The 18842-nt window shown below is 58.2% G+C and carries 15 protein-coding genes and 3 pseudogenes; 10 read left to right on the top strand and 8 right to left on the bottom strand.

Going from position 1 to position 18842, the window contains the following annotated elements; genetic code table 11:
• Positions 1-173: 173 nt before the first annotated feature.
• The 6 genes from ACVWVY_RS38750 to ACVWVY_RS38725 all read left to right on the top strand — a co-directional run bounded on the left by ACVWVY_RS38750 (position 174) and on the right by ACVWVY_RS38725 (position 4009).
• A complete protein-coding gene (locus tag ACVWVY_RS38750; protein WP_456631327.1) occupies positions 174-881 on the top strand; it encodes a Crp/Fnr family transcriptional regulator in 708 nt (235 codons plus the stop codon).
• A gap of 163 nt (positions 882-1044) precedes the next feature.
• On the top strand, positions 1045-1752 hold the full coding sequence (locus ACVWVY_RS38745; protein ID WP_456631326.1) for a Crp/Fnr family transcriptional regulator: 708 nt from the start codon (positions 1045-1047) through the stop codon (positions 1750-1752).
• A gap of 753 nt (positions 1753-2505) precedes the next feature.
• On the top strand, positions 2506-2778 hold the full coding sequence (locus tag ACVWVY_RS38740) for a DUF3072 domain-containing protein (RefSeq protein WP_456631325.1): 273 nt from the start codon (positions 2506-2508) through the stop codon (positions 2776-2778).
• Positions 2779-2788: 10 nt separating this feature from the next.
• Positions 2789-2944, top strand: coding sequence for a DUF3072 domain-containing protein (locus ACVWVY_RS38735; protein ID WP_456631324.1), 156 nt, complete (start codon positions 2789-2791; stop codon positions 2942-2944).
• Positions 2945-3364: 420 nt separating this feature from the next.
• Complete coding sequence (locus tag ACVWVY_RS38730; protein ID WP_456631323.1) at positions 3365-3727, top strand: hypothetical protein; 363 nt, start codon at positions 3365-3367, stop codon at positions 3725-3727.
• Positions 3728-3775: 48 nt separating this feature from the next.
• Positions 3776-4009 (top strand): hypothetical protein, encoded by a 234-nt coding sequence (locus ACVWVY_RS38725; protein ID WP_456631322.1) that lies wholly within the window; start codon positions 3776-3778, stop codon positions 4007-4009.
• Between the two features lie 697 nt (positions 4010-4706).
• Here ACVWVY_RS38725 and ACVWVY_RS38720 read toward each other — a convergent pair.
• The gene (locus ACVWVY_RS38720; RefSeq protein WP_456631321.1) at positions 4707-4937 is read right to left on the bottom strand and encodes a hypothetical protein; all 231 of its coding nucleotides are present in this window, start codon (positions 4935-4937) and stop codon (positions 4707-4709) included.
• A gap of 462 nt (positions 4938-5399) precedes the next feature.
• Between ACVWVY_RS38720 and ACVWVY_RS38715 the strand changes: the two genes are divergently transcribed.
• The gene (locus ACVWVY_RS38715; protein ID WP_456631320.1) at positions 5400-5576 is read left to right on the top strand and encodes a DUF2934 domain-containing protein; all 177 of its coding nucleotides are present in this window, start codon (positions 5400-5402) and stop codon (positions 5574-5576) included.
• A 1020-nt stretch (positions 5577-6596) separates the two neighbouring features.
• Here the strand turns inward: ACVWVY_RS38715 and ACVWVY_RS38710 are convergent.
• From ACVWVY_RS38710 to ACVWVY_RS38700, 3 pseudogenes are all read right to left on the bottom strand, one after another.
• Positions 6597-7330: pseudogene (locus tag ACVWVY_RS38710) on the bottom strand (acetate/propionate family kinase).
• Positions 7331-7413: 83 nt separating this feature from the next.
• A pseudogene (locus ACVWVY_RS38705) lies at positions 7414-7716 on the bottom strand (acetate/propionate family kinase); the annotation flags it as partial.
• 16 nt (positions 7717-7732) lie between these two features.
• Positions 7733-10107, bottom strand: a pseudogene (locus tag ACVWVY_RS38700) (phosphoketolase family protein).
• 535 nt (positions 10108-10642) lie between these two features.
• Between ACVWVY_RS38700 and ACVWVY_RS38695 the strand changes: the two are divergent.
• Positions 10643-12409 carry a thiamine pyrophosphate-dependent enzyme gene (locus ACVWVY_RS38695; RefSeq protein ID WP_456632423.1) on the top strand — a complete coding sequence of 589 codons (1767 nt, stop codon included), beginning with the start codon at positions 10643-10645 and terminating at the stop codon, positions 12407-12409.
• Between the two features lie 77 nt (positions 12410-12486).
• Here the strand turns inward: ACVWVY_RS38695 and ACVWVY_RS38690 are convergent, their stop codons facing one another.
• Complete coding sequence (locus ACVWVY_RS38690) at positions 12487-13404, bottom strand: SDR family oxidoreductase (protein WP_456632422.1); 918 nt, start codon at positions 13402-13404, stop codon at positions 12487-12489.
• Positions 13405-13602: 198 nt separating this feature from the next.
• Positions 13603-14097, bottom strand: coding sequence for a DUF4142 domain-containing protein (locus tag ACVWVY_RS38685; RefSeq protein WP_456631319.1), 495 nt, complete (start codon positions 14095-14097; stop codon positions 13603-13605).
• Between the two features lie 409 nt (positions 14098-14506).
• On the opposite strand from ACVWVY_RS38685, the gene ACVWVY_RS38680 reads away from it, so the two are divergent.
• Positions 14507-16324, top strand: a complete 1818-nt coding sequence (locus ACVWVY_RS38680) for an SDR family oxidoreductase (protein WP_456631318.1) — start codon at positions 14507-14509, stop codon at positions 16322-16324.
• A gap of 196 nt (positions 16325-16520) precedes the next feature.
• Here ACVWVY_RS38680 and ACVWVY_RS38675 read toward each other — a convergent pair whose 3' ends face one another.
• Positions 16521-16772 carry a DUF3551 domain-containing protein gene (locus ACVWVY_RS38675; protein ID WP_456631317.1) on the bottom strand — a complete coding sequence of 84 codons (252 nt, stop codon included), beginning with the start codon at positions 16770-16772 and terminating at the stop codon, positions 16521-16523.
• On the opposite strand from ACVWVY_RS38675, the gene ACVWVY_RS38670 reads away from it, so the two are divergent.
• A complete protein-coding gene (locus ACVWVY_RS38670; RefSeq protein WP_456631316.1) occupies positions 16765-17046 on the top strand; it encodes a hypothetical protein in 282 nt (93 codons plus the stop codon). The genes ACVWVY_RS38675 and ACVWVY_RS38670 overlap by 8 nt on opposite strands.
• Positions 17047-17523: 477 nt before the next feature.
• Here ACVWVY_RS38670 and ACVWVY_RS38665 read toward each other — a convergent pair whose 3' ends face one another.
• The gene (locus ACVWVY_RS38665) at positions 17524-18789 is read right to left on the bottom strand and encodes a putative maltokinase (protein ID WP_456632421.1); all 1266 of its coding nucleotides are present in this window, start codon (positions 18787-18789) and stop codon (positions 17524-17526) included.
• Positions 18790-18842 lie beyond the last annotated feature (53 nt).

The raw sequence follows: 18842 nt of genomic DNA, 5'->3' as shown, positions 1-18842 counted from the left end.
CCTGACCGGCGCGCGCCTTTGTCGCCGCTAGAGCACAAAAAAGGGAGCCCTAAGTAAGGTACCCAACTTAATTTACGCGTGCTTTGTGTTAGATTACACCATTGCCGGCCACTATAAGGGGCGTCGGTAACTGAGAGTTCTTGCACTCCCGCCTGTCAAACGGGAGTGTACAGATGCTGCAATCCAACGCGATACTCACATCCCTCGCTGAGAGCGACGCAGCCGCTTTGCGACCGCATCTCAAGGCCACTCATCTCGAGCAGAAAACAGTGCTGTTTGAAGCCGGCGACACGATCAGCGCGGTGTACTTTCCGACAACGGCGGTCATCTCTCTCGTCCTCACGTTTGCAAGCGGCGAGATGACCGAGGCCGCAATGGTGGGTCGAGATGGCGCCGTTGGCATCTCTTCCGCACTGGATGGGAAAGTCGCGATGAGCCGAGCGATCGTCCAGTTGGGGGGCAATGCAATGGTCTGTGAGCAGGCGGCATTCAGGAGCGCAGCGTTGCAGTCGGAGCGTCTAATCGCGCTGGTCATGCGGCATGAACAAACACTATTTGCTCAAGCGCAACAATCGACGGCATGCATGGCCCACCATGAAGTTGAGGCCCGGCTCTGCCGCTGGCTGCTGCGCGCACGGGATTTGTCAGGAAGCAACAAGCTTCCTTTCACGCAAGAGTTTTTAGCCGAAATGCTAGGTGTCCAGCGTACCAGCGTGACCACGGTGGCGCGCACTCTGCAGGAAGCCGGAATGATTAAGTACTCGCGCGGCAAAATCGAAATAATCGATGTTGAAGGCCTGCGCGAAGGCGTCTGCGAATGCTACGAGGCGGTCAAGGACCAATACGGCAAGCTGCTGGGCCCGCCGCCTAGCTTGGCATAGCGAACCGTCCTCCTCAAAAATCCGGGCAAAATCGAAACAAACAACCCAGAAGAGTCATCTACCCGACGGACCAACACTCCCTGACGGTCGTAAGGAAGTCTCATCGCAGCATCGGCGTTGGCAATTGGGATTGCTGCATTCGCGCAAAGCGGGAGCGTGTCCGATGGTTGAACGCAACGCCATTCTATCCTCACTGCCGGAAAGCGACGCAGCCTCAATCCGTCCTCATCTCAAATTCGTACACCTTCCGCAGAAGACAGTACTATTTGAGGCCGGCAGCAGCATCAATGCAGTATATTTCCCGATAACCGCCGTCATATCCCTCGTCATCACCCTCGAAGCTGGCGAGATGACCGAGGCTGCAATGGTTGGCAGAGACGGAGCGGTTGGCATCGCCTCGGCCCTGGATGGAAGGATCGCAATGAGCCGGGGGATCGTCCAGCTCGGAGGCGATGCTTTCGTTTGCGATCCGGCTACATTCAAAAGCGTGGCCATGCAATCTGAACGGGTTATTTCCCTCGTCATGCGCCATGAGCAGACGCTGTTCGCGCAAGCCCAGCAATCGACGGCCTGTATGGCAAACCACGACATTGAAGCCCGGCTCTGCCGATGGATGTTGCGAGCGCGGGATTTGTCAGGGAGTGACGATCTGCCCTTTACCCAGGAATTTTTAGCCGAAATGCTGGGAGTGCGGCGAACCAGCGTGACCACGGTTGCGCACACACTTCAGGCCGCCGGCATGATCAAATACAGCCGCGGCAAAATTAATATTTTGGACGTTGAAGGTCTGAAAGACAGCGCCTGCGAGTGCTATAAGGCTGTCAAGGAAAATTATCGCGAATTGTTGGGCATAGTCTATGACAGACCATGAACTGGGCCTTTCGGACTAGGTCCTGCCTCTATGGCAGCGCAATGGATAACGCTGCTCCCTTCACGACTTGCCGCTCAAGGGCGCGGCTCCTCGAAAAGCTCTGGCATCTGGGGCACGTGGACGATGTCAATCGTTTCACCCTGTTCGTCGCTGATAACGAACGCCTTAGGTACCAAGTTCCTGCCGTGCCGAATGGCGTTAGCCAAAATCTCCCTAGCAGAACGTACCGCTACCTGCCTGGCTTCGATCGTCTCTGAGGTACTCCCCTTCCTCCTCAGGCACTCGCTCGGTGCCTCTAATCAAATGAAAGTAGAAGCGGCGCATGGCAAACTCCTTTGTAGCAGTCTAGACCGGGATAGCCGTCCCGTCTGTCTGGTAATGGACTTAAAGTTCAAACACAGTTTCGCGCGCAGCAGCTATGTCGAGCTTCACTCCGATGCACCGACATTTTCTACCTGTAGTAACTACTAAGCCGCTTAGCCACCCGGTGTCGGGATGCCCCAACACCAGGCTGCAAATTCACATCCAACTCACTGCGCCGCCTCGACAACGACCGGCAAGAACAAGAAACCCGCTGTTGCTAAGGTTTTTCAGCAGACTGCTAGGTTCTGGCCGGTATGAACACCGGTTAACTGACTACTCCTGCGTTACCGACTTCGACCGGCGGCGTCATTTCCTCCATCGACCAGCGCTGTTGCGGCGGCGCGGGGCTGGCGTCCCTGGAGCCCGGAAGGACGGCCGGCGTGAACCGCAATGCCCGTGGAGGAACATGAAGAGAACAAAGGCGTTACCTCTTTCGAAAGGAGCGTGGCCATGAGCAATCCGAAAACTGAACCGACCAACAACACGCAAAAGGATCCCGATCAGTGGGTGTCCGGCAACGACCCGATGACCGGCGCCCAAGCGTCCTATTTGAAGACATTGTGCGAGCAGGCTGGTGCGCCCGAGTCGTTTGACGACGAATTGACCAAAGCCGAGGCGTCCAAGCTTGTCGACGAAATGCGCGAAAAGGCAAATGTAACTTAGGAGGACACCGGTGAACGAGCCGATGATGACTGAAGCTCAACGGGACGAGCTCAAGACCCTATGTCAGAAAGCGGACGTGCCGGACAAGTCGGGTGAACTTTTGACACAAGAGGGCGCGCAGCACTTCATTGATGATCTGAAAGAGCAACTGGCCGAGCGCAAGTAAGCTGCTGGCCCAATCATTCAGTTTGTAGAGGATGCCGTAGGTGCACTCGACGCGTGAGTTGATGAACCCACGGCCGCCTGTACATGTTGGCTTTTCGGTCCCCGCCATCGTAGGATCAGCGTAAACAAGCGGCAATAACTGCAATCACCGCAAAGCCAGCCAATATCATTTCCCCCCGGCAGGGAGTCCTGCCGGTTCAGGTTGTTACTGTCGCGCATCCGCCCTTCTACTTACCCTCAAGAAGAGGACCGAACACAAGAGTTCCTGTGTGCCGCTCGCACCAGCCCGAATGGGCAGCTCTGTTTCCAGTGGGCAGTTCCGCAGGTCCGTCAACGACAATGCGCACGGGCGTTTTTCAAAGCGGCGCTGCTTGACGATATTGATGCTTGCAACCCTCGGACCAGGATTTGGTTGTTGTGCATGACCAAACTCATCTGCGATAAACGAGCATCGAGTTCTTCCCCGCCGGCCGGTTATAGACTTGAGCCGGACACGCCGATCGAAACCGCTGAACAATTGCGCATCGCGATCGATCAAGGTAACGCCGGCGACAAGGTGGATGCGAGCGATCCCGCCGCCGCTCCCCTCGGAACGGATGACGAGGCGGGAGGAACCCCGAACAGCGCATCCCAGGTTCGATTGGCTGCTGCACACGAGGTCCGCGCGCGGCCAAATTCAGGAAGGCAACGAAATGCGGGCATCGGTCATGCTTGGTGGCTGATCGGATTTGCCCTGGTCATGGGATTGTCGATCCTCGCTTCCGTATTTTTTGTGGTTCCGTGAGCGGTAGGAACCAAGCGCCTTCCGCTCCGTTGGGCGGAAGGAGATACCATGAGCGATTTCAGAGACACGCGAGGCGGCACCTACGATCGCATAAACGAGTTTGGCAAGCCCCAGCCGCCGCAGGTGAAGGATACGGCGACGCCGCAGCAGAAGGCACAATGGGGTGCGGATGTTCGACCCGAGCCGTCACCCGGTCCGGAAGGCTACCCATTGCCGGAGGGACTGCGTAAGCCACGAATGGGTCCTCTGAACAAAGATACCGCACGGCGGCCGAAAAAGTAATGTGGCATGTGGACGACCAGTGCTCAGATACCTGCCACGTCGCTGGCATGAATAACCTGAGCATCACTTGTGGGTAAATTGTTGAAGGCCAAACGACACAAAAAGTTGGGCAACAAGCGGATGAGCCAGCAATGTGCGCTCCGACGAACCGGCACCACGGGGATTAGTAGATCTTTTACGCGGTACGTCCGCATGGACAAACCCCCGTGTAGAGCGGCTGCACGGTCCAGCTTCACGGATGGTCATGGTGGGGTGCGCGGACTAATTTGCTTTACAGCGTTTTGTGCGTTCCCTCGTTACTCACCGGCACATCGAAGTGGCTTCGCGAGTTCTCCTGTCCGTCGCAAATTGTATTCACTGAGGCGAGAAAAGACCGCTGAGCACAGGGGACACTCAGCGGCCTCTCGAGCATCACGGTTGGTAGGGCCGTGAACCCGCGACCGAGACGATGGCTGAGAGTGGACCGGACTCTCAGACCTTCCAACACGAAGTACCCGCCTACGTTCCTATTTCTTCCGGCGGGTGAACCGATGCCGGTGGAGAGCCGAACGATTGAATTACGTTTTAGAAACGTTCATTGCCATCCGAGGACCCGCACTTACATCGGCGTCAGGGCTGGTAGTCTCCTAGGCTCACTGCCGGCTCTGGCGTCGCGATCCGAGAATGCCCCCTCGGACGCGGCGTTCCGGGCTTCGCGTCATTCAAGCCGGAGCTGCTCCAGCAGCCGGTGCTCCAGCTTGTCCAGATGCTTGATATATCCGCATTGCATCGCTTCAAGCTGCTCAAGGAGAAGAAGGTCTCCCAAGTCTACGATGCCGTTTTGCTCCATCCTGTCGACTAGGTTGCGTTGAGATGTCAAATCCCGCTGACCATCTGCGACGATTTTGCGGGCTTTCTGCAGGTGATTTAACGTCGTGACCAAATCCATCACTGCGGCTCTGGAAAAAGACCGCTGCGCCCAGAAGGCACAGCGGCGCAAGTCATGCACGGGAGGCGACCCATGGTGCAGGAGGCTGCACGTGGGTCGGTGAGAATCGACGCTCACGGGCCGCCAACAACTCGGCCCATGCATCGTTCCTCAGGATTTGCCGACGATGCGATTTGCTACGTCGCTGTGTCGGGGAGCGGACAGATCCAGGCCACGCGCCTCGACCTGGATGCGGCATCGCGTTGCCCTGCGGAATTCCAATCAGCCCGGCTTCGGTCTTTCATTCGGCGTTAAGCAGACAGGTGGACGCGAGCTTGTGGCAAGACTCGTCCAAAGGAACCAGCCTATCGGGATCGGAATTGGTCTGGCGGGTCGGCTTTCCGGTTAACGCTGGCCTGGGCACGGTCTCCCCTCAAACCCCCAAGCTCCCGGGGCGAGACCGTGCTTCTTACGGAGGAGCATATGAGCAAATACCCAGACGAGCAGATCCGGAACTACGCCCATCAGCTTTGGGACAAAGCGGGGCGGCCGGAGGGCAAGGCCAACGAGTTTTGGCGTCAGGCCGAGATTGAGCTGGATGCGGAAAGTGAAAGCGTCGATCCGAGTGACCAGCCGAATGCGAGTACCATCCCTGGCTAGTCATCAAGCCTGTTTCGCACTCGGCTGCGGTGCGAGCCGTGACGACCGGGCATGCGGAAATGATGCTGAGGGATGTGCCAAAAATTCGCCGCCAGGCTCGAAATGCAACTGTCCCGGCGGCGCCTTGTCTCGAACTGAGCCAAGAAATCTCAGTCGATAATTGCTTTGCAACGCCCATGCCATATGGGCGGGCCGCCTCCAGGGCGCGATGGAAGCGGCCCTAATCGGACAGTACCCAGGCGGGACTATTCGCCACCTGCGCGATCTGCCGCCACGCAGGTGCGTTCAGGGTGCTCGCAACTAAATCCGCTTGTTAAGCTTGATGCTGCCGTTCCGGGGGGTTAACAAGCCGGTGCGGCCACAGGCTCACATAGGTTAACGTGAAGCTGGGCGCCGCATCGTTTATGTGGCGTGGTCTCTCCAGGTCGCCGATGCCCCAAGAGTAGCAATTGTCTCGCGCAGAAGCCGTTAAGTTGACGGGCCGTCCGCGTTCAGGTTCTCAGCCGCATGCGCAGCAGATCCTGATTTGTTTGTGTCGCTTGGAACGGGCGCAGGATCAGTTTCGACCGCCTTGTTCCGGCTCAAGGCAAAACCGATGAGCCCGAATAGGACAAGAAGGGCTCCTGCTATCATCAGCCAATGCGGCAGACCCAAAGATGCCATCGATCTCTCCCGGAGGACAAACTGAAGGCCTTTCTCCGATCCGTCTGTCCGGAGCTCGACTTAGCTTGCGGAACGGCTGACGGCTGACCGGGAAACTCCGCGACTTGGGTCTTAGCCGGAGCAAAGGTCGCTAACTGGACAATCAGCAGTATTGCTCAGCGGGTGGGCGGCCAGCAGCTGTTCGTATTGTTCCCTCACCGTTTCGTAGCACTCGCAGGCGCCTCCGGGCAGACCGTCAACAGGTCGACAGAGCCGCTTGAAGGATGGCGCCAACTGCGAAGCCGCCTCAGTAGGCCCGATGAGGGTCGTAGCCGCAGGTGCCTGAGGAATAAACACATGTGCGGAGACCGGATGAGGTCAGCTCATGACATCAATCGTGTGAAGGGCAATAACGAATTCTTCGTCAGTCGGCATTGAACAGACTTCGATTTGACCGATCGCTCCGGTGTTTGCTTCATCAGCCGAGACGCCGAGCCACTCCAATCGTGCGCATACGTTCCTGCGGATCTCGCGACTGTTTTCGCCGATCCCACCCGTGAAGACAAGCATGTCCATTCCGTTCATCGCAGTCGCCATCGCGGCGATTTGCTCAGCGATGCGCGCACAGAACTGGTTGACCGCTTGCCTCGCTCTTTCATCCTCGCTCGCAACAAGTGTCCGCATATCAGCAGAAATATCAGATACGCCAAGCAGCCCTGACTTTGCATAGAGAAGGTCTTCAATTTCGGGCAGGGACAGGCCCCCGGATCGCTGCAGATACAGAATGACTCCGGGATCGACCGCGCCGCTTCTTGTTGCCATCATGAGGCCATCCAGCGGCGTGAGGCTCATGGTTGTGTTGATGCTTTTCCCTTATAGATCGCGCAAAGGCTGCAGCCGCTTCCAAGGTGAGCTACCACCACGCGGCGGTTCGGCTGGTTCAACTGCCGGGCAATGTATTCGAACGAAAGCCCATGAAAGCCGTAGCGACGAATTCCGCTTGCTTCGAAGCTGAGCGGCAGCGCAAACCGACGGTAAATCGGGTGAAGCTCGTGATGGAAGGCGGTATCGAAACATGCGACCTGGCAGAGCTTCGGCCGGGACGACTGGATGCTGTGAACGAGACCGAGACATCCGGCTGGTGCAGCGGTGCCAAAGGTATCAAGCGTTCCAGCTTTCGAATGATTTCGGCATTGATACGCACCGGGACGTAGAAATCCGGGCCGCCGTGAACGATTCTGTGTCCAACGGCGACCACTTCCTTGTCCTCGAGAAGCGGCTCGATGCGGTCGAGCAGGGTGGTCGCGAGATCGGCTTTGAGATCGCCGGATGACGATTCGCTGCCAACGACCGGCTTTCCGGTCGCATCCTTGATCACGAACTGGCTTTCGTGCGTGTGCCTGTCCAACATACCCCGGAACAGAAGCACTGGTGCCGGTTTGCCTACCTCATAAACAGCGAACTTGACGCTCGACGAACCGGAATTGAGCACGAGCATCACATTCCATACGCCCTCAGTCGATCGTGTCTTTGCCCTGCCAATGCCAGTCCTGGACCTCCGGCATATCCTGGCCATGCTCGCGAACGTAGCGATGATGCTCGATCAACTTGGCATGGAACGACTGCCGGGCGGAGGTGCCCTGTCGGCGAGAACGGGGATTTGTTCAATTGCCGCAATCGCCAGATGATAGCGATCGATCCCGTTGAGGACTGCCATGTCAAAGGGCGTCGTCGTCGTGCCTTTCTCGCAAAAGCCGTGAACATGGATGTTGTCGTGATTGGCGCGGTTATACGTCAAGCGATGGATCATATGCGGATAGCCATGGTAAGCGAATATTACCGGCTTGTCGGATGGAAATATCCTGTCGAAGTCCTTGTCGGAAAGCCCGTGCGGATGCTGCTCGCGCGGCTGCAGCGCCATGAGGTCGACAACGTTGACCACCCGGATTCCGAGATCGGGAAACGCGTCGCGCAAAAGAGCAACGGCGCCCAGCGTCTCCACCGTCGGGACATCACCAGCGCACGCCATCACCACGTCAGGAGCCCCGGCTTTTCCCGTTCCGGCCCACGGCCAAATACCGACGCCAGCGGCACAGTGCGCCTCCGCCTCAGCCATCGTCAGCCATTGCGGCCCCGGTTGCTTGCCCGCAACGATGACGTTGATCCGGTCGTAGGTTCGAAGACAATGATCGGTGATCCAGAGGAGACTATTGGCATCTGGAGGAAAATAGATACGAACAATGTCAGCATCCTTGTTGGCGACGAGATCGATAAAGCCAGGATCTTGATGGCTGAAACCATTGTGGTCTTGTCTCCAGACGTGCGAGCTGAGCAAATAGTTGAGTGATGCGATCGGACGGCGCCAAGGCAGCCGGCGCGAAACCTCGAGCCATTTTGCATGCTGGTTGAACATCGAATCGACGATATGGACGAAGGCTTCGTAGCAGTTGAAAAGACCGTGCCGCCCGGTCAGGAGATAGCCTTCAAGCCAGCCCTGGCACAGGTGCTCACTAAGAACTTCCATAACGCGGCCATCTCGGGAAAGGTGATCATCGTAGGATTCTACCGGCTCCATCCAGACCCGATCGGTAACCTCAAATACGGCGTCCAATCGATTAGATGCGGTCTCATCCGGCCCCATCAGACGGAATATCCTTGATTCGGCGTTCAGCTCGATCACGTCACGTAGATATCCGCCCATGATGCGAGTGGCTTCCGCCATCACAGAGCCCGGCGAAACCACCTTCACGGCGCGGGTCCGATAGTCTGGCAGTTCGAGCTTACGTTTCAACAGTCCGCCATTGGCATGTGGGTTGGCCCCCATGCGGCGTGCGCCACCAGGGGCCAGGGCTTGCAGCTCCGGCAACAGGCACCCTTCTTCGTCGAAGAGCTCCTCCGGCCGATAGCTGCGCATCCAGTTTTTAAGGATCTCCAGGTGGGCTGGATTGGTTCTCACTCCATCAACGGGGACTTGGTGGGCACGCCAGAACCCTTCCACTTTTTTGCCGTCGACCTCCTTCGGACCGGTCCAGCCTTTCGGGCTGCGAAGGACGATCATCGGCCAACGCGGCCTCCCTGTCTGGCCGCCATTCCTGGCGCCGTGCTGGATAGTCGCGATGCGATCGAGGGCATCGTCAACAGCCTCCGCCATCTGCTGATGCATCTTACCCGGTTCGTCGCCCTCAACGGCGAGAGGCTCGTGACCGTAGCCTCGCAGCAAGCTGAACAGCTCATCATGGTCGAGGCGGCCGAGGATGGTCGGATTGGCGATCTTGTATCCGTTGAGATGCAGAATTGGTAGAACCGCGCCGTCATGACCCGGGTTAAGAAACTTGTTCGAGTGCCATGAAGCGGCCAGCGGGCCTGTTTCCGCCTCGCCGTCGCCGATCACGCAGGCGACAACGAGATCCGGATTGTCGAAAGCTGCCCCATAGGCGTGAACAAGCGCATAGCCGAGTTCACCACCTTCGTGGATCGAGCCGGGAGTCTCTGGAGCTGCATGGCTGGGAATTCCGCCTGGGAAGGAGAACTGTCGAAATAGCTTTCGTAGACCGTCGGTGTTGCGGCTGATATCCGGATAGATCTGAGAGTAGGTTCCTTCGAGATAAGTATTCGCCACCATACCGGGCCCACCGTGGCCGGGGCCGCAGACATACATCATGTTCAGATCGCGCGCTTTAATGGCGCGGTTGAGGTGGGCGTAGATGAAATTCAGCCCTGGTGTCGTGCCCCAGTGGCCAAGCAGCCGCGGCTTGATATGATCCGGACGCAGCGGCTCCCGCAGCAGTGGATTGTCCAAAAGATAGATTTGACCCACGGACAGCAGGTTCGCGGCACGCCAATAGCGATCGAGCAGTTGAAGGTTGCTGTCAGGGCAAGAGGTGTCCACGGCACAATCCTGGAGACAACCCAAATCGAACGCACGAAGCGCGTTGGAGTTCATCCCGCCTTGTTGAAAGAGTGAATTCTTGGGGCTTCGGTCGCGGGGCCGCAACGCATCTTAATTTGACGGCCGCGGCGGCAAGTCCCTGGTGTTGGCCGGAACAGGTTTGGCTTCAAGATTGGCTATCAGGTTCTCCATTTCGCCGATCTCCCGGACTCGGGCTTCAACGATGTCATCCGCGCCTTGCGATGCTGGTTCCTAGGTCGGCTAAACGACAATTCGCAGTCGGCGGGCCCCGCGCTGCTCTCGGTGCAAAATGTGGCTTGTCGCGTTTTCGTGAAGCCGATTGAAATCCGGATATCCCTGGATTGTTATCCGGTAGCTGTACGTGCCGGTGTCTCAGCCACTCAAGTGATGCGTTTCCGGTGCAGAACGAGGAACAACCATCTTCTCCCCTCGTTGCCTGCGTTATCTCCTCCACCGCGGTGATCCACGCGACGGAAAGGCATCGGTTTAGTCGTGTCATGATCGATTGAAGGAAGTGAAGATGGCTCGAAACGGCGCGGACATCCTGATTGAAAGTTTGATAGCTTGGGGTGTTGACACAATCTTCGGGTTACCCGGAGACGGTATCAACGGTCTGATGGAAGCGATCCGAACTCGCCAGGATCGTCTCCGGTTCGTGCAAGTGCGGCACGAGGAGTCCTCAGCCCTGATGGCTTGTGCGCACGCCAAGATCACCGGCCAGCTCGGCTGTTGCCTCGCAACGACCGGCCCCGGCGGCATCCATCTCCTGAATGGTCTCTATGACGCGGCAGCGGACGGCGCGTCCGTAATCGCGATCACAGGGTTGCCGTACCATGATCTGATCGACACATACACGCAGCAAGATGTCGACCATACCAAGTTGTTCCAGGACGTCGCGCTGTACAGTGCGCGTGTCATGAGCCCCGCGCATGTCGAGAATATCGTAACCATCGCGTGCAGGACCGCATTGGCCGGGCGAGGGGTGGCTCATCTGGCAATACCGGTCGACGTACAGGAGGAGCCTGAAACCTCAGCCAAGCCGTCATCCCGCAATGTCGCCCACCACGCCAGTTTCGCGCCAGCGCAGGAACGTAGAGTCCCACGCGCCGAGGATATCGAACGTGCGGCAGATCTGCTGAATTCGGCGGAGCGCGTCGCAATCCTTGCAGGGCAGGGCGCCAGAGCGGCGCGTAGCGAGCTTCTGAGCGTAGCTGACGTGCTGGCAGCCCCAATCGTCAAGGCGCTGCTCGGAAAGTCCGTCGTACCGGACGAGAATCCGTTCACGACCGGCGGGATTGGACTTTTGGGCACCCGGCCTTCACAGGAAGCCATGGAGCGCTGTGACGCGCTCCTGATTGTTGGCTCGACCTTTCCTTACGTGGAATACTATCCGAAGCCCGGCCAGGCGCGGGGGGTGCAGGTCGATCGTGATCCGGTCCGTATCGGCCTGCGGTTTCCCACCGAGGTCGGGCTGGTCGGCGATGCCCAGGCGACGCTCGAACTCCTGCTTCCGAAATTGCGGCGCAAAACGAACCGCTCGTTCCTTGAGAATATTCAGGGGAGCAAGAAAAGTTGGCGTGAGCTATTGCAGTCCGCGATCATGCGCGTTGGAACTCCGATGAAGCCGGGCCGCATCGCCTATGAACTTGGCCAGCGGCTTGCGCCGGATGCGATCGTAGCGTGGGACTCTGGCCACAACACGGGGCTGCTCGCGCGCTATGTTGATGCGAAGCCGGATCAACTGTTCTTTGGCTCCGGGCTAATGGCAACGATGGCTTGCAGCCTGCCCTATGCGATTGCTGCCGCGCTGGCGCATCCCAATCGCCAGGTGATAGCCTTTACCGGGGACGGCGGGCTCAGCATGCTGCTTGGCGAACTCGCCACCGTGGTTCGCTACAAGCTCCCGATCAAGATCATCGTGGTGAAGAACAATACGTTGGGTCAGATCAAATGGGAACAAATGCAGTTCCTCGGCAACCCGGAATACCAATGCGATCTGACGCTGATCGATTTTGTGAAAGTGGCAGAAGCGTTCGGAATACCGGGCTTCCGTGTCGAAGATCCCGACGCGTGCGGACGGGCTCTGGATCAAGCGCTCTCTCAAGCCGGTCCGGTCCTGCTGGAAACATTGATCGATCCGAACGAGCCGTTCCTGCCGCCCAAGCGGATCGAGAAGTACGCCAAGAATCTCGAAAAGGTACTGCAAACCGAAACGCCAGGTCGGTCCGAAATCAAGCGCGCTCTCAGCGAAGAGCCGTCTCGCACGCTGCTGCAAGACTAAGTTTCTGCAAGGCTGAAATCGCGAAGAAATCGCGGCCGGAAGTCTGCTATGCTGCTGTCGCGGCAACCACGGAGCAATCAAGGCTGTCCGTTGCCACCTGACGATCCATATATTTGGCCGGTCGCAAAAGTCGCATCCGCAGATGCGAGCTGAACATAAATCGATGCCAGTTCGGCCGGTTGTCCGGGGCGTTTGAATACCGTTTGCCCGCCGAACTTCTCGAGCTTCTCCATGCTGGCGCCCCCCGAAACCTGCAACGGCGTCCAGATCGGGCCCGGCGCTACGCCGTTGACGCGGATTCCTTTCGGGCCTAGCTGCTTTGCCAGCGACTTCACATAGTTCATGGTCGCCGCCTTGGTCTGCGCATAATCGTATAATTCTGCCGAAGGATCATATGCCTGCTCGGACGTCGTCGCGATAATGCATGCGCCGGGTTTGAGATGCGGGAGGGCGGACTTGATGATCCAGAACGGCGCGTAGACGTTGGTCTTCATTGTTGCGTCAAAGTCCTCGTTCGATACTTCTAGAATGGACTCGCGGCTCTGCTGGCGCGCAGCGTTGCTGACGATGACGTCGAGGCCTCCCAACCCCTGCAGGGCGTCCTCAACCAGCTTCGCACAAAAGCGTTCGTCGCGCAGATCACCCGGGATCGCAAGGCCAATCCGGCCTTCAGCCTTGATGTAGGAGATCACTTCCTGCGCATCGGATTCCTCGGTGGGAAAATAGTTGATAGCCACGTCGGCGCCTTCGCGAGCAAAAGCGATCGCTGCCGCCCGTCCCATGCCGGAATCGCCGCCGGTTATGAGCGCCTTGCGACCTGCGAGCCTGCCAGAACCACGATAGGTTCTTTCTCCATGATCCGGCGGTGGATCCATTCTCGAAGCGAGACCGGGCCACGGTTGCGACTGGCGTTTGAAGGGAGGCGCAGGATACTTATCGAGCGGATTGTACACCGATTGAGGCTGCTCGTTGTCCTTTGCCTGACCCACGTTCATGGCAAGAGAGCCGGCCAAGCCCGCCGTTCCGGCCAGTGCGCGTCGGCGTGTGATCGGCGATTTGGTCGCTGCCATTGGAGGCTCCTTGATGAGGTTGTCTGAACGGCTCTCTTGCGCTGACCGATCGGAAACCTTTCCGCTCGGAGCATCGACGCGTCCCGGTTGAATTGACGCAGCTCATTACAAATGGCGAGGCCTTTAGCGATTTGACGTCTTGGTTGACTTCAAGGATTTGGCTGCCTGCAGATGGCTCTGCAAAACGTCAATCTGGCCTTTGGCATACTCGCCGGCGGCGTCGGGCTGCTTGGCGCCCTTCTTGTATTCCGCGATATCCTTTTCGTGATCCATCACCATGTGCGTCGCGAAATCGCGATCGAACTGCGCTCCAGACATTTTCGACATCTTGTTGTAGTCGGCTTTTTGCTTGGCGTTTGGCCCGTCCGGCGGAGTCATCCCCATTGATCTGGCGGCATCCATCGCTTTCTGGTTGGCAGCCGAATGATCATCAATCAACGTCTGGCCGAATTTCTTGACGTTGTCATTCTGGCCGTTCTGCTGTGCCAGCTTGCCCATCTCCACTTCAGCGAAATTGCCTTCGATAGCCTTTTTCAGAAAGGCCTGGCTGGGCTTTTCCGCCGCATAAGCAGTAGAAGCGAGAAAGGTCGCAACGAGCGCGAGGGATGTTGAATTCATGACGGGCTCCCTATGTATTGGTTCAAGCCCTCGTCAACCTTATCCGCCCGAGCGAGTTCCTAACTTCAAACATTGCTGCTCCGGTTCAGCACCGCCGCCGGCCAATCGGAGTCAGATTGTCGGGTAGCGGACATAGCTGGCTCCTGTGGAGCGCACTCCGAGCAGCTCACGCAATGTCGGCGTCCTCAGTAACTTCGCCCAATGAAGGGAACGGAATTTCCCATTGAACTTTGTGTTTCGAGGCGACTCTTGATGCTGCTTGGCGCGGCAAAGAATAAGTTTTGCTCCCAACAAATCTGGAGCGGTGCGAAAGCCATCGCCAGGATTACATCGTTCTCGATGTGCAACTCAAACCTCCACCCTTTCGATGGCGTAATGCTGTCGATCATCTGATCTACACGGAGCTATCGTGCAACAATCCATCAGTCCTGACCATCGTGCCGGCCTGACCCAGGTGACTGAGGATGTCTGGGTGTATGATGACGCCCCCATCAGCGCAGCCGGCCTACCGCTCCCGGTACGCATGACGGTCGTGAGGTTGTCCAGCCGCGAACTTCTGCTCCACTCCCCGGTACGGTATTCGCCGGCCTTACAACGAGAATTGGAGCGGCTGGGGTGCATCAGGTATCTGCTCGCACCCAACACCGCGCATTGGATGTTCTTGAAGAGCTGGCAGAGCGCGATACCCGATGCATTGACGTTCAGTGCGCCCGGTCTTGCAGGTCGAAGCCAGGTTCAAACGGCGGGCGTCCGGATCAATCGCGAGCTCGATGACGGAACTCCAACTGAATGGGCGGAGGACCTTGCAGCCGTTCTGGTGAGCGCTCCCTTCTTCTGCGAGGTCGCGATTTTCGACAAACGAAGTCGAACGCTGATCCTGACCGACATCGTACAAAATCTCGATCCAGAGATATTTCTACGGCCAATCCAGCCTCTGGCTCATCTGCTCGGCATCACGAAACCGAATGGCAGGGCACCGGTCTACTTGCGTCTTCTCCTGCAACTTGGCGGCCGCCCGGTGCAGTCGGCCGCGCGGCGGCTGGTAGCGTTCTCGCCGGAGAAGGTCATTTTCGCGCACGGCGAATGGTTTGATAGTCAAGCGACGGAGCGCCTGCGCCGCTCGCTTGACTGGCTTCTTCCTGCGAGCGGCTCCGGCCGTTTCGCCGCGTCGAAGGAAATGGCGGGAACGCGCGTGGTCATAACCGGCGCTTCCAGCGGGATCGGTCGGGCGGCGGCGATGGCTTTTGCTGAAAAGGGCGCGACCGTGATTTTGGCTGCCCGGCGCGGCCAGATCCTCGAACGTCTCGCATCGGAATGCGAAGCGCTCGGCGGGCGTGCGCTGGCGGTGCCGACCGATGTGACCGACGCGGAAGCCACGATGCGGCTCGCCAAAAAAGCAGACGAATGCTTCGGTGGTATTGATGTCTGGATCAACAATGCGGGAACCGGCGTCTTCGGCGCCTACCAAGACGCCGATATCGCGCTGCATCGCCGAACCGTGGAGGTCAATCTATTGGGCACCATGAACGGCTCACATGCGGTGTTGCCGATCTTCCTGCGCCAGAAGCGGGGGATTCTGATCAACAATATTTCGCTCGGCGGGTGGGCGCCGACACCCTTTGCCGCGGCTTACACGGCAAGCAAGTTCGGCTTGCGTGGATTCACGGCGAGCTTGAGGCAGGAACTCGTGGCGCAACGGGACATCCATGTCTGTGGCGTGTTCCCCGCGATGGTAGACACCCCCGGCTTTGTGCACGGCGCGAACATGTCGGGCCGCACACTTGATCCAGGCCCGCTTCTATATCAAGCCGAGGATGTTGCCGGCACTTTTCTAACTCTGGTCAGACAACCCCGAGACGAGGTCGCGGTAGGCTGGCCGGCACGGGCGGGACAGTTTGCCTATGCGGTTGCTTCCCGTCCGACCGAGCATCTTCTTGGCTCCGCATTTCGCTGGCTTTTGTCTCGGGCAGCTCCTGCGCAAAGAAGTGCGGGTACTATGATCGAGCCGGGTTCACAAGGATCGTCCGTCGACGGCGGCTGGCTAATGCGCAAAAGGCTTCCGCCGGCAGCTCAGGTCAGCAAGTTGCTCGTATTCCTCGGCATCGGAGCTCTGGTGTTGGCTTCGGCATCGCGAAGCGCCGGCAAACGACAAAGGAGGCGAGCAATCAAGTCGACCGCAAGACGTACATATCGAGAAATTCCTCCGTCAACGTATGGAAGACGATGATGAAATTGGAAGATTACCACTGGCGGAATTGCACTAGGTAATTGTAGCAGGTCCCACATCGAATTCGGGCCGCAGCTCGACAGGAACGCGTCCGCGCGCCGGACAGGTATGCCGAACTGCTTGCGCGCAAGATCACGGCTCACCTCCGCGTCTCCCAGGCGTTCATCTGTCCTACGCAGGCGCGTTTTTAGATCCCTCAGTAATTCCGGTAGGTCTGCATCCGCCGTTGCTGTCTTCCATATGCGGCGCGTGGATTGATGTTGCAGTAGAGCCCACGCCCAGAGGCCGCTGCCATGCACTGTGCATAGTTCCTGTAGGAGCAGTCGCCGGGAATGCCGATGCCCCGACCCTGGAGGCAATAGCGATAGTCGTAAGCTGCCGCTGGCGAACTGCCCGCTACTGCGGTTATCGCCAAGAGCGCCAGGAAAACCAACTTTCTATTGTACATCGACAACCTCCCGGGTGAAGTAATGGCCGCGTCCTCGACGCAGGATCGCAACACGATCCGCACGATATCGTTCCTAGTGAACAGAGCGGGCTTGCTTGAGAAGACGAAACCGGCTCAGCAGTCGCCAGGAACGAGAGCCAAGCGGCGAGCTTATTCTTCTATGACGGATGAGAAGCCGACCGACAAAACTGGGAACGAACCCGCGCCGTTGCTGCTGGCTGCGGTGGCGATAGTTCCCCTGCTCGCTGTGGCCGGCTGGCTGTTTTTCGGCTAGCTAGCGTTACAGTCCGTGGCCGGGGAATCAGCGGTTTTCGGAGCGAGTGATCTCACTTCGAAATGAGGTGCGTCCCTGGGCAGGCCAAGCAATCGTCTGGAGGGGATAACCCCCCGCCTAGCCGACAGTCCCTGAAACCAAGCCGGTTACAAGAGCATTGTAGCAAATCACCAGCAGTCAGTCGCAGTCGCGGGGAGCGGATAGCGAGCCCCGCCCCGGTACCGGAGGTCGCGCATGTGCGATTTGTGCCGCGAGCTAGACTCTCAATGATGCCGTAGAATAGAAAGATCAGTCCCGGACGAACTGATGCGCGAAGCTGTCGTTGCGCTGATCACGTCTTATGAGGAGGACAAGGCCAAGCTCCATCGCGATCTGAACGGAGAGGTCATCTATCGGCATACAAGCGATAATCCAAAGCAGGAATAGCGCATTGCGCATTGATGCCGGTAACAGTCTAATATGTTCGCCACCGTCCCGCTACAGCCTTTGGTGGGACATCATTGAATAGCAAATATCGGCTAAGCGATGCCGGTCCAGAACGCGCAGCACGCCCTGCAATGGAAGGGAAACCCAAGCCGGTCGATAGGAAAGTTCGTATTCGACCTCATAGAGCGCCTTTTCGAGCAAAAAGAAGTTCAGCATTGCTTTTGCGTCCTCAGCGCCATCTGGCCAGAGAACCGAGGAGCCTATCGTCTCCTGATAAGCGCTCAGGAAGCAATCTGTGGACTGTTCGCGCCATACGAATAGGGCTCTGGATGCTTGGCTGTTGAGCTTTTCTGATCTCTGGCTCTGCTGGAAGGCCATGGTGGAATAGTCCAGTGAGCGGAGCAACCCAGCTACATCGCGCGCGGCGGGGGCCTTGCGCCGCCGGTCTGCCAAGGGACGGCTGGGCTCACCCTCAAAGTCGATGATGACTGCGTCGTCGTTCGCTACGAGTACTTGACCTAAATGCAAATCGCCGTGATGGCGTATCTTGCAGCGGCCAAGCGAAGGACGAATAAGATCGGCGGCGTACTCACGCAGTCCAGGGTGTAGCTGGAGGAGGCGCTCCGCGAGAGAGCGGTCTTTCGCGTTAAGCGACACATGCTCCAATTTGTGGACGATGCGTGTTGCACGATCCGCGATGTCGTCAATCCAGAAACGGAGATCGCTTTCGTCAATCGGCTCAGGCTTGAACGCCGCTGCATCGTCGCGGCTTGACAACGCGCGATGCATCTCTGCGACACGGCATCCCAGACGCCGAACCCACTGAAGATAATCGCGCCGCGCGGTGATCGCTTTATCGCGTTCGTCAGAACCGTTCGCTGTTGCGTCCAGATATATGCCGAGCCGATCGGCCGACCAAGCCCAGGCATCGCCGCGGTTCGGCACATAGGCGTGAACGATGCCGAGGGCATAGCTCGCGGACGCATGAGCCGCCTCAAAGTGGCCAATGAGTGCGGGCGTATGGGAAAAATTCGTCGCCTCCGTAAGAAGCTCTCCCATTTCGACTTCAGGATTCTGGCCAGGCTCGATGTGGCGATACAGCTTGACGACATAGTCCTGGTCAACCAGGGCGGTACTGTTGGACTGCTCACCTTGAATCGCGCGAATAAGGGAGGCGGTATTAAGAGGTTGGCTCCCGAGCTTGCTGGTCGGCTTGAAGTCCAGCCGCCAACCCGCGCTGGCGATGGAAGCCGCGCGCCGAAGGTGGTCCAGCAGATGCCGATGAAAATCGGGTCGGCGGCGACATCCCGCAGCAATCCTTCGCGCCCGCCTTGGTGTAAACGCGTTACGATGGAGCTAGCCAACTCAGG

The organism is Bradyrhizobium sp. URHC0002, assembly GCF_054059515.1.
Note: the sequence above shows the minus strand (reverse complement) of the source record. Positions and strands in the feature narration are given on the sequence as shown.